Source organism: Thioclava sp. F42-5, assembly GCF_002213195.1.
Taxonomy (GTDB): Bacteria; Pseudomonadota; Alphaproteobacteria; order Rhodobacterales; family Rhodobacteraceae; genus Thioclava; species Thioclava nitratireducens.
The window spans coordinates 1-24692 of the sequence record NZ_NBNZ01000011.1; the positions used below are offsets into that span (position 1 = coordinate 1).

23 protein-coding genes are annotated in these 24692 nt (G+C 64.4%); 12 read left to right on the top strand and 11 right to left on the bottom strand.

Annotation, left to right across the window (positions count from 1 at the left end; all coding sequences use genetic code 11):
- Positions 1-60: 60 nt before the first annotated feature.
- The 3 genes from B6V74_RS18280 (at position 61) to B6V74_RS18290 (ending at position 2209) form a co-directional block, all read left to right on the top strand.
- Positions 61-705, top strand: a complete 645-nt coding sequence (locus B6V74_RS18280) for a uridine kinase (RefSeq protein ID WP_088723619.1) — start codon at positions 61-63, stop codon at positions 703-705.
- 35 nt (positions 706-740) lie between these two features.
- Positions 741-1397, top strand: coding sequence for a fructose-6-phosphate aldolase (gene fsa / locus B6V74_RS18285; protein WP_088723620.1), 657 nt, complete (start codon positions 741-743; stop codon positions 1395-1397).
- 392 nt (positions 1398-1789) lie between these two features.
- On the top strand, positions 1790-2209 hold the full coding sequence (locus tag B6V74_RS18290) for a CBS domain-containing protein (protein ID WP_088720618.1): 420 nt from the start codon (positions 1790-1792) through the stop codon (positions 2207-2209).
- A gap of 42 nt (positions 2210-2251) precedes the next feature.
- Here B6V74_RS18290 and B6V74_RS18295 read toward each other — a convergent pair whose 3' ends face one another.
- Positions 2252-2533 (bottom strand): glucose-6-phosphate isomerase, encoded by a 282-nt coding sequence (locus B6V74_RS18295; protein WP_088723621.1) that lies wholly within the window; start codon positions 2531-2533, stop codon positions 2252-2254.
- Between the two features lie 359 nt (positions 2534-2892).
- On the opposite strand from B6V74_RS18295, the gene B6V74_RS18300 reads away from it, so the two are divergent.
- Together B6V74_RS18300 and B6V74_RS18310 are read left to right on the top strand one after the other, a co-directional pair.
- The gene (locus B6V74_RS18300) at positions 2893-3681 is read left to right on the top strand and encodes a redoxin domain-containing protein (RefSeq protein ID WP_168184256.1); all 789 of its coding nucleotides are present in this window, start codon (positions 2893-2895) and stop codon (positions 3679-3681) included.
- 318 nt (positions 3682-3999) lie between these two features.
- Complete coding sequence (locus B6V74_RS18310) at positions 4000-4425, top strand: BLUF domain-containing protein (protein WP_088723624.1); 426 nt, start codon at positions 4000-4002, stop codon at positions 4423-4425.
- A 21-nt stretch (positions 4426-4446) separates the two neighbouring features.
- On the opposite strand, the gene B6V74_RS18315 is transcribed toward B6V74_RS18310, so the two are convergent.
- From B6V74_RS18315 to B6V74_RS18355, 9 genes are all read right to left on the bottom strand, one after another.
- A complete protein-coding gene (locus B6V74_RS18315) occupies positions 4447-6897 on the bottom strand; it encodes a PAS domain-containing sensor histidine kinase (protein ID WP_088723625.1) in 2451 nt (816 codons plus the stop codon).
- 265 nt (positions 6898-7162) lie between these two features.
- On the bottom strand, positions 7163-7996 hold the full coding sequence (locus B6V74_RS18320) for a response regulator transcription factor (protein WP_088723626.1): 834 nt from the start codon (positions 7994-7996) through the stop codon (positions 7163-7165).
- Between the two features lie 197 nt (positions 7997-8193).
- Entirely contained in the window at positions 8194-9642 is a 1449-nt protein-coding gene (locus B6V74_RS18325) for an aldehyde dehydrogenase (protein ID WP_088723627.1), read from the bottom strand.
- 81 nt (positions 9643-9723) lie between these two features.
- Positions 9724-11022, bottom strand: a complete 1299-nt coding sequence (locus B6V74_RS18330; RefSeq protein ID WP_088723628.1) for a TRAP transporter large permease — start codon at positions 11020-11022, stop codon at positions 9724-9726.
- Positions 11019-11531 carry a TRAP transporter small permease gene (locus B6V74_RS18335; protein WP_088723629.1) on the bottom strand — a complete coding sequence of 171 codons (513 nt, stop codon included), beginning with the start codon at positions 11529-11531 and terminating at the stop codon, positions 11019-11021. Before B6V74_RS18335 ends, B6V74_RS18330 begins: the two co-directional genes overlap by 4 nt.
- Positions 11531-12520 carry a TRAP transporter substrate-binding protein gene (locus tag B6V74_RS18340; RefSeq protein WP_075777398.1) on the bottom strand — a complete coding sequence of 330 codons (990 nt, stop codon included), beginning with the start codon at positions 12518-12520 and terminating at the stop codon, positions 11531-11533. The genes B6V74_RS18335 and B6V74_RS18340 overlap by 1 nt, the downstream gene beginning before the upstream one ends.
- A 63-nt stretch (positions 12521-12583) precedes the next feature.
- Complete coding sequence (locus B6V74_RS18345; RefSeq protein ID WP_088723630.1) at positions 12584-13759, bottom strand: FAD-dependent oxidoreductase; 1176 nt, start codon at positions 13757-13759, stop codon at positions 12584-12586.
- Complete coding sequence (locus tag B6V74_RS18350) at positions 13756-14079, bottom strand: 2Fe-2S iron-sulfur cluster-binding protein (RefSeq protein ID WP_088723631.1); 324 nt, start codon at positions 14077-14079, stop codon at positions 13756-13758. The genes B6V74_RS18345 and B6V74_RS18350 overlap by 4 nt, the downstream gene beginning before the upstream one ends.
- Before the next feature lie 37 nt (positions 14080-14116).
- The gene (locus tag B6V74_RS18355) at positions 14117-15292 is read right to left on the bottom strand and encodes a cytochrome P450 (protein WP_088723632.1); all 1176 of its coding nucleotides are present in this window, start codon (positions 15290-15292) and stop codon (positions 14117-14119) included.
- A gap of 104 nt (positions 15293-15396) precedes the next feature.
- Between B6V74_RS18355 and B6V74_RS18360 the strand changes: the two genes are divergently transcribed.
- From B6V74_RS18360 to B6V74_RS18375, 3 genes are all read left to right on the top strand, one after another.
- The gene (locus B6V74_RS18360; protein WP_088720628.1) at positions 15397-16296 is read left to right on the top strand and encodes a LysR family transcriptional regulator; all 900 of its coding nucleotides are present in this window, start codon (positions 15397-15399) and stop codon (positions 16294-16296) included.
- A 63-nt stretch (positions 16297-16359) separates the two neighbouring features.
- Positions 16360-17772 carry an amidase family protein gene (locus B6V74_RS18365; protein WP_088723633.1) on the top strand — a complete coding sequence of 471 codons (1413 nt, stop codon included), beginning with the start codon at positions 16360-16362 and terminating at the stop codon, positions 17770-17772.
- A gap of 627 nt (positions 17773-18399) precedes the next feature.
- On the top strand, positions 18400-19461 hold the full coding sequence (locus tag B6V74_RS18375) for a dipeptidase (RefSeq protein WP_088723635.1): 1062 nt from the start codon (positions 18400-18402) through the stop codon (positions 19459-19461).
- 196 nt (positions 19462-19657) lie between these two features.
- Here B6V74_RS18375 and B6V74_RS18380 read toward each other — a convergent pair whose 3' ends face one another.
- Positions 19658-20200 (bottom strand): phosphatase PAP2 family protein, encoded by a 543-nt coding sequence (locus B6V74_RS18380; RefSeq protein ID WP_088723636.1) that lies wholly within the window; start codon positions 20198-20200, stop codon positions 19658-19660.
- 112 nt (positions 20201-20312) lie between these two features.
- On the opposite strand from B6V74_RS18380, the gene B6V74_RS18385 reads away from it, so the two are divergent.
- The 4 genes from B6V74_RS18385 to B6V74_RS18400 all read left to right on the top strand — a co-directional run bounded on the left by B6V74_RS18385 (position 20313) and on the right by B6V74_RS18400 (position 24646).
- Positions 20313-20573: a hypothetical protein gene (locus B6V74_RS18385; protein WP_088723637.1), complete on the top strand. Its 261-nt coding sequence runs from the start codon at positions 20313-20315 to the stop codon at positions 20571-20573.
- A gap of 206 nt (positions 20574-20779) precedes the next feature.
- Positions 20780-22222: an ATPase domain-containing protein gene (locus tag B6V74_RS18390; RefSeq protein WP_088723638.1), complete on the top strand. Its 1443-nt coding sequence runs from the start codon at positions 20780-20782 to the stop codon at positions 22220-22222.
- A 4-nt stretch (positions 22223-22226) separates the two neighbouring features.
- Entirely contained in the window at positions 22227-23306 is a 1080-nt protein-coding gene (locus B6V74_RS18395) for a sensor histidine kinase (RefSeq protein WP_168184257.1), read from the top strand.
- 458 nt (positions 23307-23764) lie between these two features.
- A complete protein-coding gene (locus B6V74_RS18400) occupies positions 23765-24646 on the top strand; it encodes a LysR family transcriptional regulator (protein WP_088723640.1) in 882 nt (293 codons plus the stop codon).
- Positions 24647-24692: the final 46 nt, after the last annotated feature.

Below are 24692 nucleotides of genomic sequence, written 5' to 3' on the forward strand. Positions count from 1 at the left end.
GCCGTCGCCTTCATGACCGGCGCCAAAACGCCCGACGGCGCGACAGAGGCGGCCTGAGCGATGAGCACGACCGAGGCACAGCTGGAGGCCATTCTCGATCTGGTGGACAGGCAGCCCCGCGACCACGGGCGGGTTCTGATTGGCATCGCGGGGCCGCCCGGCTCGGGGAAATCGACGATGGCCGAAGCCGTGACCGCGGCGCTGAACGCCCGCGGGCGGGCGGCGGATGCGGCGGCGCTGGTGCCGATGGACGGGTTCCATCTCGACAATGAAGAACTCGACAGGCGGAACTTGCGCGCGGTGAAAGGCGCGCCCGAGACCTTCGACGTCGCCGGGTTCAAGGCATTGGTGCGCCGGTTGCGCGATGACGGGAGGGAGATCCGCTACCCGCTGTTCAGCCGCACGCAGGACCGGACGCTTCCGGAGGCCGGCGTGTTGAGCCCGGACCGGCGCATCGTGATCGTCGAGGGGAATTACCTGCTGTTCGGCGGCGGCGACTGGGCCGGGCTCGCGCCGTTGTTCGACGCGACGGTGATGCTCGCGCCGCCCATGGAGGTGCTCAAGTCCCGGCTCGTCGCGCGCTGGATCGAGCACGGGCTATCCCCCGAGGACGCGCTTGCCCGGGCCAGCCGGAACGACCTCGAAAACGCGCGCCGCGTGCTTGAGCAGAGCGTCGAGGCCGACCTCATCCTCACCGGTCACTGAACCGTCCACCCGAGTTGACGACGAAAGGAAACGACATGAAGATTTTCGCTGACACCGCCGATATCGAGGCGATCCGCGCGCTTGCGGAGGCGCATCTGATCGACGGGGTGACCACCAATCCGAGCCTGATCGCCAAGAGTGGTGCGCATATCCGCGACGCGATCGCCGAGATCGCCGCGATGGTCGACGGCCCGGTCTCCGCCGAAGTCGCAGGCACCGATTACGAGACGATGATGCGCGAGGCCGAAGTACTCGGTAAGATCGCGCCCAATGTCTGCATCAAGGTGCCGCTCACGATGGCGGGGCTCCGGGCTTGCCGCACGCTGCGGGAAGAGGGCCGCGAGACCAACGTGACGCTGTGCTTCTCGGTGAACCAGGGGCTCCTCGCGGCGAAGGCAGGCGCGACCTATGTCTCACCCTTCGTCGGGCGCCTCGACGACATCAACCTCGACGGCACCCAGCTGCTGCGCGATATCCGGCAGGTCTTCGATGCCTATCCCACGCTCGATACGAAGATACTGGCGGCGTCCCTGCGATCCGCAAACCACGTCACCGGCGCCTTGCTGGCCGGGGCGGATGCCGGCACGATGCCGCCCGGCTTGATAGGGGCGCTCGTCAAGCATCCGCTGACCGACAAGGGGCTCGAAACCTTCACCGCGGACTGGGCTGCGACGGGGCAGAGCATCCTCTGATCCGGGTCGGGGTTATCGCGACGCAAGCGCGGCTGCCACCGGACGTCGCCCGTGAGCGACGCCCGGCTTCGCGCGCCGACAATGACGAAGGACCATCCCGCAAACTGCGAGCTCCGCACGTGGGCGCCTGAGTTCGCATAGCCGAGATGGCCCTTCGATCGACAGATCTCCTTGTGTCCACGGCTCGACCATCTGCGGTTTGCATCTCTCGATGCCTCTCCCGGATGGCGTTCCGTTTCCACTCCTCCCATCGATGTCTTCACTCTCGCGGATTCGCGGCGTCCCGGCATTGACGCTCGACAAGGCGCGGGGCTGTGAAGTGCTGATCGCGGTCAATGCGCGCCGCCCCGGGTGGGGCAAGCTGCGGGTCTGACTCGGTTCAGGAGGATGCCATGAAAATCAGTGACGCGATGCACGAGCCCGCCGCATGGGCCGATGCCGACACCCCGGTCAAGGAAATCGCCCTGCAGATGGAGAAGGACGATATTGGCGCCGTGCCGATCGGCAAGGACGACAAGCTCATCGGCATGATCACCGATCGGGATCTCGCGCTGCGCGTGGTGGCGAAGGGTCTCGACCCGGCGAAGACCCGTGCCGAAGAGGTGATGACGCCCGGGGTCGTCTATTGCCGCACCGACGAGACGATCGAGGACGCGGTGCACCTGATGGATCAGCGCAAGATCCGCAGGCTGCCGGTGCTGGACGACAAGAAGCGGCTGGTCGGGATGTTGAGCCTCGGAGACGTGGCGCACGGGACGTCGTTGCAGATCGTGGGCGAGATGACCCGCGCCGTCGCCAATCACCACAAGTGAGCGCGACGGGGACGGCCTGAACGCCGCGCCCCTTGGCCTGTCTCAGCGCGGGCAATCGGCGACGTAATAGTTGCCGTCGCCGTTCGAATAGGCGCAGCGATCGGTGACGCTGTTCTGCGCCACCAGAACACCGGCCGCGGCTCCTGCAAGCGCCGCGATGATCCGCCAGTCCCGGTTCGCCTCCAGCGCGTCGGCGGTGATCAACCCGGCCGCGGCCCCCGCGGTCAGCCCGACCGCCGTGCGCTGCTGCGGCGTCAAGGTTTCGCAGCCCGGCAAAAGCATCAGAACGACCAGCGTGGCGGGCAGAAATCTACGGCATGTCATCGGAGATGTTCTTTCGTTGCAAACAAGCCGCGTAAGGGTCGCGTGCCGCCGCGCGCCGGTCATTGTCGAGCGTCAAGCCTTCGCGGGCGGTGCGGGCCCCGTGTCGAAAGGCCACTGCTCGGGCGTCGTCAATGCCTGCCTCCGCCCAGATGGGAAGCTGGGGCCTTCACGAGCGGTCCGCGGTGGGCCGCTCCTGGCGTTCACGGGATCGAAGATCACCTGAGCGTCTGCCACGACCGCCCGGCGGGTCGAAAAAGCGAACGTTTTCCAAATTTTCGCCACATTCTGCAAAAAATCACAAGTTTCCGAAAACGCGACGCAAACCCCGGCCTCAACCACCGGAGATACCGGTTTACGTCGTGGCGAAGACCGGCTGCGACGTTGAACGAGGAGGAGGTTCGATGAGTCAGCAATTCTTCGCCCCCAAGGACAGCACCGGACGACCGATCAAACTGCCTGTCGCCTACCGGAGAACGGTCAAATGGCTGCCCAAAATTGGCGACATCTTCCCGAATTTCACGCTTCCGAGCACGCAGGGAGACATCGATTTCTGGCCCTGGGCGGAAGGCAACTGGGTGCTGCTCTTCGGCCATCCCGCTGCGAATACGGCTGTGTGCACCACGGAAATCGGCGCGCTGGCGCAGAACGAGAAAGCGTTCAGACGGCTCGGCGCGAAGGTGCTCGGGCTGACGGGATCGAGCGTGGACGAGCAACTGTCTTGGCACGCCGACATCGAAAAGCTGTATGACGCGCGGGTCTGGTTCCCGACCGCTGCCGACATCGGTGGAGATTTCGCGTCGCTCTTCGGGATGGTCCATGAAAAGGAGCACCAATCCTGGCCGGTCCGCAAATCCTTCCTGTTGGACCCGCAAATGAAGATCCGGATGATTTTCGAATATCCGATCTATGTCGGCAGAAGCGTCGAGGAGACGCTCCGCGTGATCGAAGCCGTGAAACTCCATAGCTCCACCGGGCTCGCGACGCCCTCCGACTGGTTCGAGGGCGACCCGGTGATCATACCCGACACAATGGAGGAAGCCGAGGTCCAGCGTCTCGTCGGCAGCAGGTGGGGATATGTCCTGCCCTATCTCCGGGTGGCGCCGCGGCTGGAAAATCCGCGACAGAAAACGCGGTGGTGCGAGCTCTGATGTCGGTGGGGTATATTTTCATCGGCAGCTTCGTGGGTCATGTCTGCCTCGTGCTCACGCTTCTGCAGGGCGGTTCGATCTGGCTCTCGCTGGTCGTCGACGTCGTCGCGGGTCTGGTAGCCGTTCTTCTTCTGCTCGTCGTCCAATCGGCGTCGCGATGTTGGCAAGATCGACGCAGGCGAGCGCGCAAAGCAAAAACGGGTTGTCGCGGCGGTCAAGCTATGCACTGACAGACATGCATGTCTCCCGTGCAAGCTCAGTCTCCAGACTGAAGAAAGGCGGGACCAAAACTCTCCAGACAAGAGCAAGAGATTGGTCATGACGGAACTGCTAACCATCACCTATCGAAGCTTTTCCTGCCTTCGGAAGCCCATCGAGGGGATAAGCGCGATCCTTTCCGAAAGCCTCGATCGAAACCAGAGACTTGGCATCACCGGTCTGCTTCTGTTCGACGGGACCTACTTCCTGCAAACCATCGAAGGCCCTTCGGCGGAAACCAGAAGCGTTTATGCGAAAATCGTCTCCGACGCGCGCCACACCGACGTCACGCCGCTCAGAATTCGGTTGATCCGGGCGCGCGTCTTTCCCACGTGGCGGATGAAATTGATCGGTCCGGCAGCGACGGCCCGGATCGTTCCCGACATGGACGGCTTGGACTTCGCTTATAAGCGCCTCGACGAAATTCATCTGGCGGCAAAGCATGTCGCGAGGCCGGAGCCTGAGCAGAGCTACCTATTCCATTGACCCCCCGGACAAGCGCGTCTCTCATTCCGTCCGGGGCGACGGCAAGTTGCGCACCAATGCGTCGGCAAGCTCCTCCCGCGAATAGGGTTTCATCAGGACCGAGGCCATTTCCATTCCGCTGGCCGGGTCTTCGGGGTCGTAGCCGGTCACTATGACCACCGGCAGCGCGGGGCGCAGCCGCGCCAGCTCCCTGACCAGCGCCCGCCCCGACAGGCCCGGCATGACAAGATCGGTGAGCACGATGTCGATCCTCCGATCGCTCCGGGCATAGTCCAGCGCCTCCCGCCCGTGACGAGCCACAAGCGGCGAGAACCCGAGATTTTGCAGCATCAGCACCGTTTTCTCGCGAACGAGGAGGTTGTCCTCAACGTAGAGCACGACCTCATCATTCCCCGCCGGAGCGGCCGCCTCGGCCTCCTTGCCATCGGCCTCGGTGGCAAGCGGCAGCAGGATCTGGAACTCCGCCCCGTCGTCGTCGCCGGGCCCGAGCCTTAGATCGCCGCCGATCTGGCGCACCGTATCGAGCACGGTCGGCAGGCCGAGACCCGTTCCCTCGCCGATGCCTTTCGTGGTGAAGAACGGCTCGAATATCTTTTCCCGGTGGCTGGCCGGAACGCCGGGGCCGTTATCGCGCACGTTCACGGCCACGTATTCCTCCTGCGGAAGTTCGTAACCGTCATGCGAGGGATAGAAACCCGTCCCGGAAACGACGTTCGCTGTGATCGACAGCGTGCCATCTCCCGTCATCGCGTGGCGCGCATTGGTGACGAGGTTGATCAGCGCCGACGTCAAGGCCGAGGTGTCGGCCCAGCAATTCGCCACGTCCTCGCCGATATCGATGTCGAGCCGGTTGGCGTCGCCCAAAGCCGCGATCAGGAGCGGTCTGATCTCCTGCACGAAGGCCCCGATCTGGAGCATTCTCAGCTTCGTCGGCGTCCGGCGCGAATAGGCGAGGAGCTGGCTCGTCAGGCGCCCCGCCTCCTCCGCGGCGCGCACCGCGCTCTGGACGAGATTGAGGTTGCTGTCCTGCTCGGGCAGACCTTCCTCGAGCGCATCGAGGCTGCCAAGCACGACGGTCAGCAGGTTATTGAAGTCATGCGCCACCGCGCGGGTCAAGCTGGCGAGAGCCTCCGTGCGCATGCGCTCGTCGCGCTCCCGGTCCCGTGACGTTCGATTGGCGAGATCGCGAATGATGGTGACGGACCGCCGCTCGCCCTTCGTCAGTTCGACGATATTCGACGTGACCTCCACCGGAACCGGGCTGCCGTCCTTCGCCCGGAAAGTCAGGTCGCCGACGAAGACGTCGTTCCGGTTCCGCTCCTGAAGGGCCAGAGCGAGATCCCGATCCTCCGGAAAGAAGAAAGCGTCGCGATGCATGCCGATCGCCTCTTCCGCGTCGTAGCCGAGCATTTCGCAAGCCCGGGTGTTGAGGGCGAGGACGAATTCGTCATCCTCCGGCCGCCCGGTCGTCGCCGTGTAGATCGCCCCGTCGCGGATGTTTTCGAAAAGGAACTGATACATCGCCGACTGCTCGGTCATCTGCTCGCGCGCCCGGACCAGGTCCTGTTCCAGAAGCTCGGCCGAATGGAGCGAGGCGTGAACGCGTTGCGACAGCTGGGTCGCGAAGGGGGCGAGGCTCCGGTCGATCGGCACCAAGGCGTGCGGCACCAGCACAAGCGCCGCGATGAGCTGCGCGCGCCCATCCGCGATCGGGATCACGATCCCCCGATCCGAGAGTTCCGGCCTCTGCGCGTCGCGCGGCAGGTTGAAAATCCGCTCGCTTTTCCCCGACAGCGCGGCGGCGACGACGGGGCGCAGGGCGCCCGTGAACTGCGGATCCGCACGAATGGTCCATTCCGCCTCGAGCGGCATGCCGTTCTCGGGCGACAGGCGAAACAGGATTCCGGCCCGGCAGTCCATGTAGTTGTCGGACAGCACCGCATGCAGCGCGCCGGAAAAGGCGGGGACACCGCCGCCGGCATGGGAGGTGGCGGTGATCTCCGACATTGCTTGCCGCCGCCGCGCGACGACCGCGTCCGTGGTCTCGACAGCGATCGACATGACGCCGAGCACCCGCCCGCCCAGATCCTTGATCGCACTGTAGGAAAAATCGAAGTAGCATTCCTCCGGGCGGCCCGTCTTCGCCAGCGGCAACATCGTGTCCTGAAACAGAAGCGGCTCGCCGCTCCTTTTAACGTGGCCCAGATTGTCGCGGACGAATGGCCAGATTTCGGGCCAGGTGTCTCGCAGCGGTGCCCCGAAAGAGGCGGGATGCTTGTCGCCGAAAATCGCGTTGTAGGCATCGTTGTAGATCTGGATCGTGTCGTCGCCCCAGCCTGTGCAGACGGGAAAATCGGACGCCATGATCGCCGCGATCACCCCGCGCATCTCCGGCGGCCAATCCTCGACCGGACCCAGCGACGTCTCGTGCCAGGGATGGGTTTCGAGTAGGGCGAGATTCGAGCGGGCCATGTCTTCCTTTCGGCATTGCGCGTGGAGTGCCCGATTTCAGATCGACGGGGGCGCCAGGTTTGGCGCGCCGAGGTGTCACAGGTGAGCCGAACGTCGGGTTCTCCGCGGCAACATGGCGCCTGCTGGAGAGCAACGCCCGAAATCAAAAATACGATGCGCGGGACGTTCCCAAGCCGGTCGATTGCCTTTTTAGCTTCATCTTCCGAAACGTCTCCCTGGCTAAGGGGTTCCTGCCACGCCGCCCGACCGGCTTCCGGGCCGCAGGTCAGGTCTCGCTGGTGAAGACGTAGCCGACGTTGCGGATGGTCTTGATCGCGCCATGCGAGACGTCGGCTTTCTCCAGCTTGGAGCGAATGCGGCTTATCACCCCGTCGACGGTGCGATCGAAGGCTGCCCAGTCCGGCCCCCTGACCCGGTCCATGATCTGATCGCGAGACAGCACGGTGTCCGGCTGGGTCGCGAGTGTGAGGAGAACATCGTATTCCAGCGTCGTAAGCGGGATCTTAACATCCTGAAGGGTGCGCACCCATCGCGCGCGGCGGTTGAACCGCAAGCCCGAGATTTCGAAGACATCCGCCGGGCTGTCCTGCGCCGCTTTTTGCGCAAACTTACGGTCCGCCGTCCGTCGCAGCACGGCCTTGACCCGGGCGCGCAATTCTCGCGCCCGGAAGGGCTTGCAGACGTAGTCGTCCGCGCCAAGCTCGAGGCCGAGAACCGTATCGATTTCGTCGGTGCGCCCGCTCAGAACGATGATGCCCGCCCCGGGATTTTTGCTGCGGATCGCCCGTAGGACGTCGAATCCGGAGCCGTCGGGGAGGGTTATGTCGACGAGAAAGCAATCGGCTCTCGTCAGGGCGTCTCCGGCGAACAACGCGCCAAGCGTGCCGAAGGATTTCGAGGGGTATCCTTCAGAGGCGATGGCCCGTTCGATGACGGTTCGGACATCGGCATCGTCTTCAAGGATCACGACGGAACTTGAGGTCAAGAGCTTGCTCTCTCCGGTGTGGCCAGCATCATCATTGCGGAAGGTCTGATACTCGAGGCCGAGGGGTCTTAATCGAGTTGAAAAAACGGCTGCGTCAGGTGGGGCGGCAACCACAGTGCCGACAGTTTTACTGCGCGTCAGCTTCCCTAAAGGGCTTTTCTGATAGTTTCAATCGGATAATTGGCGGCACGTTCACGTTCGCGCGATTGGGTTTTGGGGGCGCTTCGGATGAGCCGCCCGATGGGTCGAACGCCAAGGGAGCCGCCCCGGGGGGGGGCGGCTCCCTCTCATCGTGTATCGCAGAATCCAGATCAGATTGGGTAATGCTGTTTCGGATCTTCCACGGTGATCCAGCGCAGGTCGGTGAATTCGGCGATCGCCGCACGTCCGCCGAAGCGCCCGTAGCCCGAGGCCTTGACCCCGCCGAAGGGCATCTGCGGCTCATCGCCGACCGTCGGGCCGTTGATGTGGCAGATCCCGGTTTCGAGCCGGTTCGCCAGCGCCATCGCGCGGGAGACGTCGGCGCTGAAGATCGCGCTCGAGAGGCCGTATTCGGTGTCGTTGGCGACTTTCAGCGCCTCTTCGTCGCCCTTCACGCGGATGATCGATTTGACCGGGCCGAAGCTTTCCTCGGCATAGATGCGCATGCCTTCCGCGACGCCGTCGAGCAGCGTCGCCGCGACGATGGTCCCCTCGCGAGAGCCCCCGGCGACCAGCTTTGCGCCTTTCTCGGTCGCGTCGGCGATCAGCGCGTCCATCTTCTCTGCGGCGGCTTCAGAGACAAGCGCGCCAAGCGCCACTTCGCCGCGCGGATCCCCTGCGGGCAGAGCGTTGGCGCGGGCGGCGAGTTTCTCGACGAAGGCATCGGCCACTTTCTCGTCGACGATGATCCGCTCGGTCGACATGCAGATCTGGCCCTGGTTCATGAATGCGCCGAAGATCGCCGCGTTCACCGCACCGTCGAGATCGGCATCGTCGAGCACGATCAGCGGCGCCTTGCCGCCCAGCTCCAGCAGCGAGGGCTTCAGATGCTCGCCCGCGAGCCGCCCGATGATCCGGCCGACGGCGGAGGAGCCGGTGAAGTTCACATGCTTGACCGCGGGATGCGCGATCAGCGCCTCGACGACATCGGCGGCGTCCTCGGGGGCATTGGTCACCACGTTGAGCGCCCCTTCGGGGAGCCCGGCCTCGGCGAAACACTCGCCGATCAGGCGATGCGTCGCGGGGCACATTTCCGAGGCCTTCAGCACCACCGTATTGCCGCAGGCGAGCGCCATTGCGACCGCGCGGGTGCCGAGGATGACAGGCGCGTTCCACGGCGCGATGCCAAGGCAGACGCCCTTGGCGCGCGCGACGCCCATCGCCATCGTGCCGGGCTTGTCGGAGGGGATTATCTCGCCGCCGATCTGTGTCGTCATCGCCGCCGCTTCGCGGATCATGCCTGCCGCGAGATGGACGTTGAACCCGGCCCAAGGCCCGGTCGCGCCGGTCTCGGCGATCACCGCCTGGATGAAGTCATCGGCGCGGGCTTCCATGACGTCGGCGGCTTTCGACAGAATCTTGCGCCGCCCGTTCGGCCCGGTCGCGGACCAGCCGGGAAAAGCGCGCCCAGCAGAAGCGACCACCGCCTCGACATCGTCGCGGCCCGCCGCGGCGGCGCGGGTGGCGACCTCTCCGGTCACGGGATCGATCCGGTCGAAAGTCGCGCCCGAGGCGGCTGGGGCGGAGACTCCGTCCAGCAGCATTCCGATCTCTTTCATAATATCCTCCCTTTGAGACTTCGATCTTGCGTCACGCGGCGCGGCGATTGCCGGGCCGGCGCCCTCTGAAACCTTTGTGCCTCACATCATCCCGGGCAGCCACAGCGATATTCCCGGCACAGCGACGAGGATTGCAAGGGTCACCAGCATCGCGAACCAGAAGGGCAGCACGCCGCGGAAGATCTCGATCAGAGGCACGTTTTGCGCGACCGATTTCACGATGAAGACGTTGATCCCCACCGGAGGCGAGATCAGCCCCATCTCGAGCGTCAGCACCACCAGCACGCCGAACCAGATCGGGTCAATCCCGAGATCGAGGATCACCGGCAGGAAGATCGGCAAGGTCAGCACCAGCATCGCGAGCCCTTCGAGGAAGCAGCCCAGAACCATGTAGATCGCGAGGATCAGGATCAGCGTTCCGACCCGGCCCAGATCGAGGGAGACCAGAAGGTCGCTCACCTCGGCGGGCAGATGGCTCAGGGCGACGAAGGGGTTGATCAGATGCGCCGCGATCAGGATCAGCATCACCGAGGCAGTGGTCACGATGCTGTCCTGCGCCGCGCGCCAGAAGCTGCGCAGGCTCAGCGTGCCGCTGAAGGCCCCGATCGCGATCACGAAGGCGGCGCCGACGCCCGCCGCTTCGGTGGGGGAGAACAGGCCCGAATAGATGCCGCCGATGGTCAGCACGATCACCAGCAGGATCGGGATCGCGCCGAGGAAGGCGCGGCCCTTCTCGGCGGCGCTGGTCGCGGGGCCTTTCGGTCCCATCTCGGCGCGTAGCAGGCAGAGGATCGCGATGGTCAGGATGAAGGCGCTCAGCAACAGAAGCCCGGGCAGGATGCCCGCCATGAAGAGCCGTCCGATGCTTTGCTGCGTGAGGATCGCGTAGATCACGAAGCCGGTCGAGGGGGGGATCAGGATGCCCAGCGTGCCGCCCGCGGCCACGACGCCGGTCGAGAGGCGCGGGCTGTAGGCGTAGCGGTCCATCTCTGCCAGCGCGGTGCGGCCCATCGTCAGCGCCGAGGCGACCGAGGAACCCGACAGCGCCGCGAAGCCGCCGCACCCCACGACCGTGGCCAGCGCCAGACCGCCGCGCACCTGGCCGACGGTGGCATAGGCCGCGTCGTAGAGCTTGCGGCTCATACCCGTCACGCTCGCGACATTTCCCATCAGAATGAAGAGTGGCACCACGATCAGTTCGGAATTGGAGGCCAGCGAGAAGGTCTCCGACGCCAGAAGCCCGGTCGCAGCCTGCAGCCCGTTCAGGATCCAGATGCCGACGAAGCCCACCGCGAACATCGCGAAGGCCACCGGCACACGCATCAGCAGCATGCCGAGCAACAGCGCGAGCCCGAGCGATCCGGTGAGCGCGGGGGTCATAGCACGTCCCTTTCGGAATGATGTTCATAGCCGTGGCGCGACATGAGCCGCAGCGCGCGCAGGCACATCGTCAGCGCGCCCACTAGCGACAGCGCGACCAGCGCATATTGAAACCACGCATTGGGCAGGTTCAGAAGATTGGTCGAGAGGTTGAGCATCTGGCTCAGTTGCGCGCTCTTGTAGACCGTCACCGCGATCAGCACGAAGATCGCGACGCCGAGGAACGCCGAGAAGATATCGATCGCGCGGTTCAGGGCAGGGGAGAAGGCGCTCTCGAAGATGTCGACGACGATATGGCCGTCGCGGCGATCGCAAAGCGCCATGCCGCCGAAGACGATCAGCACCATCGTCATCGTTATCAGGTCCTGCGAGCCGTAGAGCGGCATGCCGAAATTGCGCCCGATAACGTCGATGACGATCACGGCCACGACGAAGATCAACCCCGTCGTGCCGATGATCGCGGACAGGCCGATCAGCCTGTCCACCAGTTTCTGCGCGCGTGCGAGCATCACTCGCTCCGCATCGCCGCGAGCGTATCCTCGCCGCCGACCTTGCTCACGTAGGTGTCGGTCACGTCGGCGAGCGCGTCATTGAAGGCTTTCGAGCCGTCGGCGTCGAGGTCGATCACCGTGGTGGCGTCGGAGGCGCGAGCGGCTTCCAGCGCCTTGTTCGCTGTGGCGATCCACGCCTCTTCGGTCATCTTCGAGATCTTCTCGCCCTTCATCGCGTCGAGCGCGGATTTCGCTTCGGGCGAGAGACCGTCATAGGCCGCCTTGTTCATCACCGTGTAGAAGGCGAGGCGTCCGAGGTTCGGGCCCGTCGTCACGCTGCCCACGACCTCGTTGAGCTTGAAATCCGAAAGCACTGAGGCGCCGCTGACCACGCCGTCGATCAGCCCGGTCTGCAGCCCGTTATAGACCTGCGTCATCGGAATTTGCACTGGCGTCGCGCCGAGCGCTTCCATCGCGGCAGCCGAGATCGACCCCGCGACGCGGATCTTCAGGCCCTTGAGATCGGCGGGCGTGCGCACGTCCTTGTCGTGCATCATCAGGATGTTGGGCTCCGACCCCCAGAGCGCGATCACCTCGGTCTGCGGATATTCGCCCTTGATCGTGTCGAAGGCCTGCCACAGCGCCTTGTAGCCCGGCGCGTCGAGCGGCAGCGCACCCGGCAGTTCCGCGATCAGGCTCTTGGGGAATTGCGACGAGGTATAGCCCTGCAGCCCCCAGCCCATATCGGCGGTGCCCTGCAGCACGCGCACGTATTGATCGGCCGGGCCCGCGCCCAGTTCGCCGCCGTGATAGCCGCGCAGCGTTACCGCCCCGTCGGTGCCTTCCGAGAGCGCCTTGGCCAGGGGCTCGATCTGGGCTGCGTTGATCGTATGGGTCGGCGGCGCCCAGTTCGCGTATTTCAGCTCCTGCGCGCCGGCGGCGGTTGCGATGCTGATCGTTGCCCCGACCGCGATGGCGGTGGCGACGCTAAGGGTCGTGTGTTTCATGGTCTCTCCTCCCGTTGGACCGTTTGAGCCCCTCCTCCCGGGGCCTGTCGTTCATGTGCCGCGCTAGGCGGCGATCTCCTCCAGATCCGCGCGCGTCACCGGCTTGGGCGACGCGATGAGTTTGCGCGCCCGCATATGGGCCCGCGCGTTGTCGATGGTCTCGATAGCGGCGAGCCCGCGTTCGTCGAAACGGCCCACGATTCCCGCGGCGATCTCCTCCTCCGCCGCGTCGGGTGTCGCGTAGCCCGCGATCTGCAGCTTGCACGCGCCCTGATCCGACCAGAACCACGGCAGCGCGCCATAGGGATCGGTGTCGCCCTTCGCGAGGCGTTTCGCGATCAGCCGCGCGTGATCCGTGGCAGCCTGCACGCTCTCGAGCCGGATATGCCCGCGGCCCCGCGGATCGGGGAAGCTCGCGCAGTCGCCGAGTGCCGAAATCGCGGGATCCGAGGTCTGCAGCCGGGCATCGGTTTTCACGCCATTGTCGATGGCGAGCCCCGCCGCCTCGGCCAGTTCCACGTTCGGGCGAACGCCCGCCGCGACCAGCACGAAATCCGCGGTGACCTCCGTGCCATCGGCCAGCGTCACGCCCGCGGGCTCCACCGCCACGGCAGGCTGGCCCAGATGAAGCGCAGTGCCCCAGCCGCGATGCAGGTCGGCGAAGTGGTCCGACATCCGCTGCGAGACCGCGCGGGCCATCAGGCGCGGAGCGGCCTCGATGACCGCGACCTCATGGCCGAGCTTGCGTGCGACGGCCGCGAATTCCAGCCCGATGAAGCCGCCGCCGATCACCGCGATCCGGGTCGGTTGGTCCAGCTTCTCGCGCAGGCGCTGCGCGTCGGTCAGCGTGCGCAGATCGCAGGCATGGGCGATGCCCTCGATCGGCGGGCGCAGATTGCGGGTGCCGGTGGCGAGGATCAGATGGTCATAGGGCAGGGACAGCTCGGCCCCGTTGCGCAGGACAGTGAGGCGCTGCGCCGCGCGGTCGATGGCCTCCACGCGCGTTCCGGGGAGGTAGTCGATGCGCTTTGCTTCGAAGAAGCTTTCGGGGCGCAGGTAGAGCGCCTCTGCCTTGCCGTCCTGCAGATAGACCTTCGAGAGCGGGGGGCGCTGATAGGGCAAGCCCGGCTCGTCGCCGATCAGCGTGATCGCGCCCTCGAAGCCGTTCTGCCGCAGGCTGATCGCAGCTTGCAAGCCGCCTTGGCCCGCGCCGATTATGGTGACGGTCCCGGGGGTCAAAACTGTTCCTCGGGCAGATGGACCACGAGCCCGTCGAGCTCGGGCGTCAACTTGATCTGGCACGACAGACGCGAACGCCCGGTCACTTCGGATGCCGCGCCTTCGAGCATGTCGTCCTCCCCCGCGCTGCGCGGTCCGACCTTCTCCGCCCATGCGTCGTCGACATAGCAATGGCAGGTCGCGCACATCATCGAGCCGCCGCATTCGCCGACGATCCCGTCGACATCGTTCGAGACCGCCGCATGCATCACGCTATCGCCCTCATCGGCGTCGATATTCGTTCGCGTGCCGTCCTGTGCGACGTAAGTCACTTTAATCATTGGAATTCCTCCTCTCTCCGGTCCGCGCAACCGCGGATCAGTTCAACTCCACCGGCAGGTTGATCGGGCCGCGGAACCCGAAGCCGCGCCAGATCACCGCGTCGGGATCGGGCAGGCGCATGTCGGGGAAGCGGTCGAACAGCAGCGGCAGGATGATCTTGCCCACCGTGCGCCGCGCGATATGGGCGCCTGCGCAGTGATGGGGGCCGTTGCCGAAAGCCTGATGGGGGTTCTTGTCGCGAAAGACGAAATACTCCTCGCCATTCTCGTAGATGCTCTCGTCGCGATTGGCCGAGGCCTGGATCGTCATCACCGTGTCGCCCTTCGGGATCTCGAAGCCGCCAAGCTCGGTATCCTCGGTCACCAGCCGCGAACTCGCCTGAATCGGGGCGACCCAGCGCACGCCTTCCTCGAAGGCCTTGCTCCACGCGCCCTCGGCGCGAACCTGCTCCAGCTGGTCGGGATTGGTCAGCAACCCGTAAATGATGGTGGCCAGCGCGTCGCGCGGCTCGTTGATTCCGCCGCCGATCGCGATCTTGATATTGGCCCAGATCTGACTCATCGGGATCGGGTTTTCGGCGTTGAGCATCACCGAATAGGCCGAGCCGTCCGGCTCCGCGATCCGCTTTTCGCGCAGTTCTGTGAAGAGCGCGTCCATCTCGTCATTGGCTTTGTCCGAGATCGCGAAAGGCTCGGGCTGCCAGCCGAAATTCCCCGCTCCGTCTATCAGGTGCTGCGACCAGCGCTGCATCTGCGCGTCGCTCGCCTCCGGGATGCCCAGCACATGGGCGAGGATGCGCGCGGCCAGCGGTCCGCATAGCTCGGAGAACAGATCGACCGTCTCGCCGCGCGGCAACCGACCGACATATTCCTCGGCGAATTTCTCGTAGAGCGGCCCCCAATCGGTCTGGATCCGCTTCGGCGTGAGCGCCGGGGCCATCGCCATGCGTTCGCGCAGATGTTCTTCGCCGTCCTTGCGCATCAGGGTATGGGCGCGGAATGCGGGCTTCATCGGGGTATTTGGATCGTCGCTGCTGAACAGCTCCGGATTGTCCTTCACCTTCTTGGTCAGTTCCGCCGTCGTCAGGAACGTGCGACCCGCCGAGGCGACCCGCAGAACCGGGCTCTCGGCGCGCAATCGGCGATAGATCGGATAGGGATCCGTCGTCAGTTGCGCGAGCGTAATCTCCTCGTCCAGCGGTGCGAGCGCCATGATGTCCTCCCGAAATCTCCTCCGGGGACATGCGTAAGGCGCGGTCTTTCTTGTAACAATAAGATGAATCTTGTATATGCCATCAAAAAATTTGATGGAACATCATGCCGCAATCGACCGCATCCCCCGGCAGGCTCGACATCGCCGCGCTCGAGACGCTGCGGCTGGTCCATGAACTGGGCTCCTTCACGGCGGCGGCCGAAAAGCTCGACGTGAACCAGTCGGCGGTGAGCTACACGATCGCCAAGCTGCGCGCCTATTTTCAGGATCCGCTTTTCGTGCGCGAGGGCGGGCGGCAGGTCTCGACGGAGCGCTGCGAACATATCCTCCAGCAAGTAATCGAGATCCTCGAGAAGCTCGACGACGTTGCGCAGCCTGAAGAGTTCGATCCCGCGCAGTCTCGCGCCAAGGTCACCATCGCCTGCAACTATTATGAGCGCATCCTGATGATCCCGAAGATCGTCTCCGAGCTGCGCAAACAGGCCCCGCATCTCGAGGTCGAGGTGGTGAATGCGTTGGGCGACGGCCATTTGCGCCTTCTGCGCCGGGAAGCCGACGTTCTTGTCGGCCCTTTCGCGCGCAGCGAATCCGGCTTTCATTCGCGCCGCCTTTATACCGAAGAGTATGCCTGTTTCATGGACCCGCGGCATCCGATGGCGGGGCGGCCGCTCGATGTCGACAGCTACCTCGCGCTCAACCATGTCTACATCAATTACGGCGGCGGCTGGAAATCGGCCTATGTCAACGAGATCGAAGCAGCGGGCCATTCTCTGCGACCCACGATCACGGTGCCGAGCCCGGCAGGGCTCGCCTCGCTTCTTGGACAGTCCGACCTCGTGGCGACGATGCCAAGTCGATTGGGGCGCACGATGGAGGGGCTGGTTCTCAACGAATGCCCGTTCCGCGGCCCGTTCGACCTGTCGGTCGTCTGGACCGCCCGCAAGAACGACTCCGCGATGCATCGCTGGCTGCGCGAGGTGATCGTGGAGACCTGCCGCGGCTAGGCCCGAAGGGCGCGCGCCCCGATCGGTCGGCGCAACCTCAATTTCCACGATGGAGTTACCGACATGAACGACACCGCAGAACCCGCTCTCTGGTCCTTGGGGGCCACGCAAATCGCGGCGCTCGTGTGGTCGCGTCAGGTGAGCGCGCGCGAGGTGGCGCAGGCGGGGCTTTCGCGGCTCGAGGCGGTGAACCCTGCGATCAACGCGGTTGTCGAGTGCCGGCCCGAGGAGACGCTGGCCGCGGCGGAGGCGGTCGATGCCCGCATCGCGCGCGGCGAGGATCCGGGGCCGCTGGCCGGGGTGCCGGTGACGATCAAAGTGATCGTGGACCAGCGCGGCTATGCGACGACGAACGGGCTGACCTCGCAGAAGGACCTGATCGCGAAGACCGACAACCCGGTGGTCGCGAATCTGCTGGGCGCCGGGGCGGTCAGCCTCGGGCGCTCCAATACGCCCGCCTTCAGCTACCGCTGGTTCACCAACAACCTGCTGCATGGCCACACCTACAATCCGCGGCGCAAGGATTTGACGCCGGGCGGGTCGTCGGGCGGCGCTGGCGCTGCGGTGGCGGCCGGGATCGGGGCGATTGCGCATGGCACGGATATCGCGGGCTCGGTTCGCTACCCGGCCTATGCCTGCGGCGTGCATGGGTTGCGGCCGAGCTTCGGGCGTATCGCGGCGCATAATTCCAGCGGGGCGGAGCGCGATATCGGCGGGCAGCTGATGGCGACGTCAGGACCGCTCGCGCGCTCTGTCGGGGATCTGCGGCTCGCTTTCATCGCGATGGCCAAGCCCGATCCGCGCGACATCTGGTCGGTGCCCGCGCCGCTGCACGGACCTGCGGTGGATCGGCGCGCGGCGCTGTGTCTTCGGCCCGATGGCGCGCAGACCGATCCCGCGCTGCAACAGAGCCTTCTGCAATCCGCCGAGAAGCTTCGCGCCGCTGGTTGGATCGTCGAAGAACTCGACGCGCTGCCGCCGATCGCCGAGGCCGCACGGGTGCAGATCACACTCTGGCTCGGCCATGACTATCCCGGCAAGCTCGCCGCGGCGCAGGCCGAGGGCGACCCGGGCGCGCTGCGGGTGCTGGAGGGGCAGGCGGAGTTCATTCGCTCCCTCGCCCCCGATGCGATTCCGCGCGCGCTGATCCGCCGGGCCGAGATCGCGCGGGAATGGGCGCTCTTCGTCGAGCGCTACCCGCTGGTGCTGCTGCCGCCGAGTTCTGAACTGCCCTTCGCCGACAATCTCGATCTTGGCAGCGATGCCGATTTCCGCCGTGTCTGGGAAGCGCAGAACGCGATGGTGGGCCTGCCGATCACCGGGTTGCCGGCGCTGTCGCTGGCAACCGGGGCCACGCCAGAGGGCGCGCCGCTGGGTATCCAGATGGTGGCGGGGCGGTTCCGTGAAGACGTGCTGTTCGACGCCGCGACAGAGATCGAGGCGCGCTCCGCCCCGGTCGAGATCGCCTTATGTTAAATGGGGTGAGTAGCGCCCCAAGAGAGGACCGCTGCCTTGCATCCGCGCCTGATCGGAGTCGTTCGGTCCTCGATCTTCATGACCCCGGCGCCGAGCACACCAAGCTGATAGGTCCCGATCTCGGTGCCGGTGACGAAGCGCGCCTCGTCGGAGGCGAGGAAGAGCGCGGCATTCGCGGTTATATCGGTAAGGTATCGACCAAGACCTATCATCGGGCGTGTCTGCGCGGAAACTCGGGTGCCGCCAGTCAGTGCCCGAGATCGTCCGGGTCGGGTAAAGCTCGACCAGCTTGGCGGCGAAGGGCGTCGCATCCGCGTAAGGCGGATCAAGCCCGGAACTGCGCTCGGAGCCGGAGACCTTCAGCCAGATATGCGCGTTCTCGCCCAGCCGGATCGCCGTGGAATGGACCCTGCCAATTCCCGGCATCGCGGCGTGCAAGCTTGCGCTTTCGGATAACAATTCGACTTGCTTACATCTCCCATGAATGGAGAACTGGCCGGCGGCGGATCAACATGGGCGTCGAGGAAGAACTCCCAGGTGCCGATCTTCGCAGCCTCCGTGCCGCAAAATATGCCACTGTGAACCACCGGAAGCGTTCACAGGCCAAATGAAAGAGGATGAGTTCACATGAGCGCCCCGGTTCCGGTCTTCGACGGCCATAACGATTTCCTTCTGCGCCTGCTGCGCGCCCCGGAGGCCCGCGAGACGACTTGGCTAAGCGATACCGGAGAGGGCCATCTCGACCTGCCGCGGATGCGTGCGGGTGGTTTCGCGGGCGGGTTCTTCGCGGTCTACATTCCGTCGCCAGTCGCCCATGACGATCCCGATTTGGACGCCATCATGCGAAATCCCCCCTTTTCGCTGCCTTTGCCGAAGGAGATTCCGCTCGAGGACGCACTGCCCGTTGCGATGAAGATGGTCGGCCACCTCATGTGGATGGAGCGGGAGGGGAGCCTGAAAATCTGCCGTTCTGTCGCCGATATCCGCAACGCGATGGCCGCAAAGAAGATCGTCGCGATCCTGCATTTCGAAGGCGCGGAGGCGATCGGGCCCGATCTCGATCTGCTGCATGTCTGGCACGCGATGGGGCTGCGCTCGCTTGGCCCGGTCTGGTCGCGCCCGACCGCCTTCGGCAACGGTGTGCCCTTTGCGTTTCCGTCCTCGCCCGATACCGGGGACGGGCTGACCGAGGCGGGCAAACGGCTGGTGACGGAATGCAACCGGCTGAAAATCATGATCGACCTGAGCCACCTGAACGAGAAAGGTTTTGACGACGTCGCGGCGCTTTCCGACGCGCCCTTGGTCGCCACCCATTCCAATGCGCATACGATCTGTCCCTCGTCGCGCAATCTCACAGACCGACAGCTTGCAATGATCCGTGAGAGCGACGGCATTGTTGGCCTCAACTACGGGCTGGGATTTCTACGTCAGGACGGCAGCGGAAAACCTTTCGCTGGGTTTGACCCGATGCTTCGCCATCTCGATCACTTGATCGAGGCATTGGGCGAGAGCCGGGTCGGGCTCGGTTCGGATTTCGATGGAGTGGCTATTCCGCCCGATCTCGGTGATGTGGCGGGGCTGCCGCGCCTAATCAACGCGATGCGCGGCCATGGCTATGACGCGCCACTGATCGAGAAGCTTGCACATGGCAACTGGCTGGCGCTGCTCGAGAGGACCTGGGGCGGCTGAGAGCTGACTTTATCCACGCGTGGAAATGTCTGAAAACATCGAATCTCGCAGATGCCCAAAAGCGTCATCATCATGGTGAACGGCAGACGAGAACCAACATTGGAAAACAATACGGGGAAAGCCCGCTATCGGGCGGAAAGCGGGCTTTCGCTTCGCCACAGGTGAACGACTTCTCTGCAGAAAGCAGTGTTTCCCGCTAAAGGATGCTTTTTGCGAAACGATCGAATTTGCTGTTTTCTCGATAAAGCGCCCGGACGACGATTGCCGCTACGATCCCGGTGGCAGCGCCTCCCAGAACGTCGGTGACGTAGTGGGTGCCGACGTAAATGCGCGACAGACAGATGAGGAAAGCCATCGCGGAGAATGCCAGCGCCCGCCGCGGAAGCTTCTGAAGCGCAAATGCCATGGCGACTGACATCGAGGCAGTGGCGTGGTCGGACGGAAAAGACCAGTCGGCGCTCTTGGCGATAAGAAGGTTGGAGACTCCGGCGTCATATGGGCGCACGCGGTGGATGAAGAGCAGGATGCCCTGATTGATCGCAAGCCCCAGAAGGAACGCAAGTCCGGCGCAGATTGCGACATGACGCAGATGCTGCCGGTTTTCCCGGCTCCACCATTGCAGGACGACGACAAGCACGATGAAGGGCACGCCCGCTTGAGTGATTGCGATCATCGCCTGATCGACAAAGGCGTTGTGGTCCGCGAAGGAATTGATCCAGTGAGTAATCGCTGCGTCCATTGCGTGCCTTTCATCGAAAAGGTCAGGTCGCGGGTCCGCAAGTCCGTGACACCGCGTTCATCAAGCATTCAGGCTTAGTGCCACGCTCTGAGGATTGCACGCGCTGACCGAGATGGCTGGCGAACTTGTGTTCTACCTTGTCTCGGGGCCGGCCATCCTCAATTGGGTCGAAATGCTGGCCCGAGAAGAGATCAAGGAAGCGCCGTGGGTGTCGACGCACCTCCTCGGGCTGATCTTGCTGACGGTGTTTAACCTCATCACGATCGTCCTCCTCTGGCACGAAGGGCGGCGGCTGAGGACGTATGGCTGTGGACCGAACCTCCGAGGTGGGCGGGACCGCAGCAGAAACCGGCCGTCAGTTGCGGCTGAATGAAGCTCCGGCATCAGGCTGGTCTCCGTCGGGCTGCGCAGGAGTCTCGGAGGGCGAGTCCCCGACGCCAAACGGGGCCGTTTCATTGCCAAACGCGATTTTTTGATCCAGCATGGAAACCTTAATGTCTTGAAACAATTTATATCAGGCGACGTCGGCCTTGGCCGGCCCACCTGAATTGGCGTTGGATCTGCGGGTTAGGGGGTAAAGTGGTTGATCAAGACGGCAGAGTGTCCACGGGGGTTGTCGGCCTCGACGAAGTTCTGAGGGGAGGCTACCCCGCTGGGCGGATCATGCTCGTCGAGGGGGCTCCCGGCACCGGCAAGACCACCCTTGCGCTACATTTCCTTGCCGAAGGGGTTGCCGACGGGAAGCGCGCGCTCTTTATCAGCGTGGCGCAATCCCGGCCTGAAATCGAGATGATCGCGAAGTCCCACGGGTTCGATCTGTCCGGCGTCAAGGTCTACACGCCCGAACTCGGCGGAGGCGAGCGGAGCATCTCGGTCGAGAGCGACGAGGCCGATCTTGTCGAATTGATGGAGGGGGTGCGCGGCGAACTTGAAAACTCCGACCCCGAAATTGTCGTGTTCGACTCCCTGCTGGAGTTGCGAATGCTTTCCTCGACCGATTCAGCTTACCGGCGCGAGCTTCTCACACTCCGCAGCGACTTGCGCGAGCGCGGTTGCACGGCGTTGCTGATTGACCATCTCGATCATCCGGATGGGGAACGTCACGCCGAGGGCGTGGTCCACGGCGTCATCAAACTCGACAGCACGACGCCGCCCATCGGGATCACCCAGCGGCGGCTGACAATCGTCAAACTGCGCGGCGCCCCGTTCCGGGAGGGCTGGCATGATTTCCGCATTAACACTGGCGGGCTCGAGGTTTTCCCGCGTGTCATCCCGCATGAGGCGCAACCTGCCACCCTTGAGGACCGGCTTGAGCCGCCGCACGAACCGCTCGCTCAGCTTCTGGGCGGCGGGCTGGAATTCGGCACCACCACGCTGATCTCGGGCCAGTCCGGCACCGGCAAGTCGACCATCGCCACCCTGTTGGCGCGCGCGGCATCCGAGCGTGGACTGCTTGCGGCCATGTTCCTTTTCGAGGAGCGCCCCGAAGTGCTGCGCAACCGCTCCGCAGGCGTCGGGCTTGAGGTGGAGGGTTACGAGGACACCGACCACCTCAGGTTGCGACACTTCGATCCCGCGGAGGTATCTCCGGGCGAGTTTGCGAATGCGGTGCTGAGCGCTGTGGATGACGGCGCCCGCGTCGTGGTCATCGATAGTCTCAGCGGTTACCTCGAGGCACTGCCGGAGCGCAGCCATGTGATGACGCATATGCAGGCGCTGCTGCAGCATCTTACCCGCCGTGAAGTTCTGGTCATCATTACCATGACCCAGCATGGCCTCTTGGGTGAGCCGCCAAGGACGACCATCGATGCCAGTTTTCTCGCCGATTCTATTATCCTTCTGCGCCAATACGAGGCGCACTCGGAAATCCGACGGTCCATCGCAGTGCTCAAGAAACGTCACAGCGAACACCGGCGCAATATCGAACAGCTGATCATCCGATCCGGCGCTGTGGAAATCATTCCCCTTTCCGAGGAAGCCGAGCAGCGTGCCAGAGATGCATCCGATCTCAGCGCAGAGTGAAGCGATGTCCGAGCCCTGTTCCGAGATGCCGCCGGTCCTGATCCTCGCGCCGCTCAAGGACGACGCCCGAGCCTTGGCGCGGGTTGTCGAGCGGTGCGGCTTTACCGCCCGGACCTGCATCACCGCGCGCGCCTTCGCCGCCGCCTTAAATGCGCAAGGCCCTGATGGCGTTCTTTTTGTTGTCATCAGCCAGGAGGGCGCGGGCCGTGAGACCGGTGAGGCTCTGAACGCCACTTTCGCGGCCGAACCCGCGTGGGCGCGGCTGCCGTCGGTGTTTCTTCTCAGTCAGATCAGCCGCCTTCCGCCCGCGATTCAGATCATCAACCGCAAGGAAAACGCGCCGCCGCCGATACTTCTCGAGCGCCCGGTCAAGACCGCCGTGTTGCAAAGCGTCTTCGAAGCTCAGGCCGAAGCGCGTCAGCGGCAGTTCGAGACCCGCGACCTGATCGATCGGCTTTATCAGGAAGAGGAACGGGGCCGCTTTCTGCTCAGCGAGCTACGCCACCGAACGCGCAACAGCCTGTCGGTTCTGCAGTCGCTATTCTCGATGACGGTGCGCCGCGCCGCCGATCTTGAAAGCTTTTCGAAGACCTTTTCGGGCCGGCTCCGCGCGCTCACCGATGCGCATGTCAAACTCGCGCAGGAAGGGACCACGGCCCGTCCGCTCGATGCCTTGGTGAGAGATCACGTGACGCCCTACACCAGCGCTGCCGGACAACTTGTGACCGAGGGGCCTCCGGTGCTCGTGGCTGAAAAGCCCTCCTTCGACCTTGCGCTGGTGATCCATGAACTGGCCACCAATGCGGCTAAATACGGTGCGCTCTCGATCCCCGACGGTCGGGTCGCGGTGCGCTGGCGCGTGGTTCCGGACAGCGGAGCGCTCGCGTTCTCTTGGGAGGAGCGCGATGGTCCGCCGGTCGAGCCGCCCTCGCGTCAGGGGCTCGGCACCCAGGTCATCGAAAATTTCCTGCGCGGTGAGGCAGAGACCGAACTGCGTCACGATCCCGACGGGGTCACTTGGCATGCCAAACTCAGCCCCCGCCACTTCACGCTTTTGAGCGAAACCGTTCGGGTTGACGACTAGGGGCGAGCGCCCTACCAGGCCGTCGCGGAGTATCTGATGACACGGTGACGCAGCTCGTCGCGCTGACGACACAGGACTGTGCGCTCTCTTCGCGCTGCGGACCTTCGTGGCTCGCTCGTCGAATGACGGCTAGCCGCCCAATAAGCGGCATGTCAGCCGATTTAGCCACCAGCTCGATCAGCGGACTGATAGTGCGCGTGACACCGCGCTGCTGGTCGAAAGTGCGCCGATGGTGGGTCGTGCGCTCTCGGATCCCGAACAAGGATAGGCGGAACTGCACAATCCGTTGTGGCCGCGGAAGGCTACGCCCTTCCAGAGCGCTGCCAATGCACCACCGAGATTTATCGCGAGACGCCCTCACCACTGACCGAAATCCGCGAGATCAGCGGGTCGCCTGCTGACACGCGTTCGACCGATGCGCTTGACAGTCGCGCCATGGCACCGCTTAGCATCGCGTCATGTTCGGTTTTCGCGACATCGAGATCATCCGCTCCGTGGTGCGCTACGGCGGCTTCCGCGCGGCGTCCGATGCAACGGGACTCGCGCAATCGGCGATCTCGCGGCGGATTCGGCATCTCGAGGACCGAATGGGGATCACCATCTTCGAGCGCGACGGACGCGGCGTGCGGCTCAGCGCGACGGGGCGGCGGCTTGTCGACGAGGCGGAGGTTCTGATCGCGCAGCGCGATCGGATCCTGAGTGAGCTGACCCATGGCGTGATGGCGGGGGTCGTGCGGCTCGGCGTAGCGGAGACGATGACCCATACAATCCTGCCCCGGATGCTGACGTCGTTGCGGCAGGATCACCCGCTGCTGCGCTTCGAGATTTCGGTCGATACATCGGACCAGATGGGGCAGGCGCTGCGCGACGATGCGCTCGACGTGGTGATCATGCTCCGCGATCAGGCGCCCCGGGGGATCGCGCTGACGCCGCTGCCGCCGGTGACGATGGGCTGGTTCGTCTCTCCTGAGCATTTCACCCTGCCGCAGCCCGCGGAGATCGATGACCTGACCGCCTTGCCGATCGTGTCCTTCCCGAAGACGACGAGCCCGCACCGGCAGGTGATCGAGACCCTCAGCCCCGGACGGCGAAAGCCCGCGACTGTGCATGGATCGGCCTCGCTGGCGACGGTGCTGCACTTGGTGCAACAGGGATTCGGGATTGGCACGATTCCGCACTCCATCGTCGAGGCGTGGCCGCACGCGATGCTGCGTGAGATCGACGTCACCCCCGAGGCGCGCCTGCCGTCATTGGAGTTCGTGATCTGCTATGATGCTGAACGCAATGAGGAAATCGGTCGTGCCGTGACGCAGGCGGCGGTAGCAGCCGGGCGGGAGTGATCCTGTGAGAGCATCAATAATGAAGAAAATTGAACTATTGATCTAA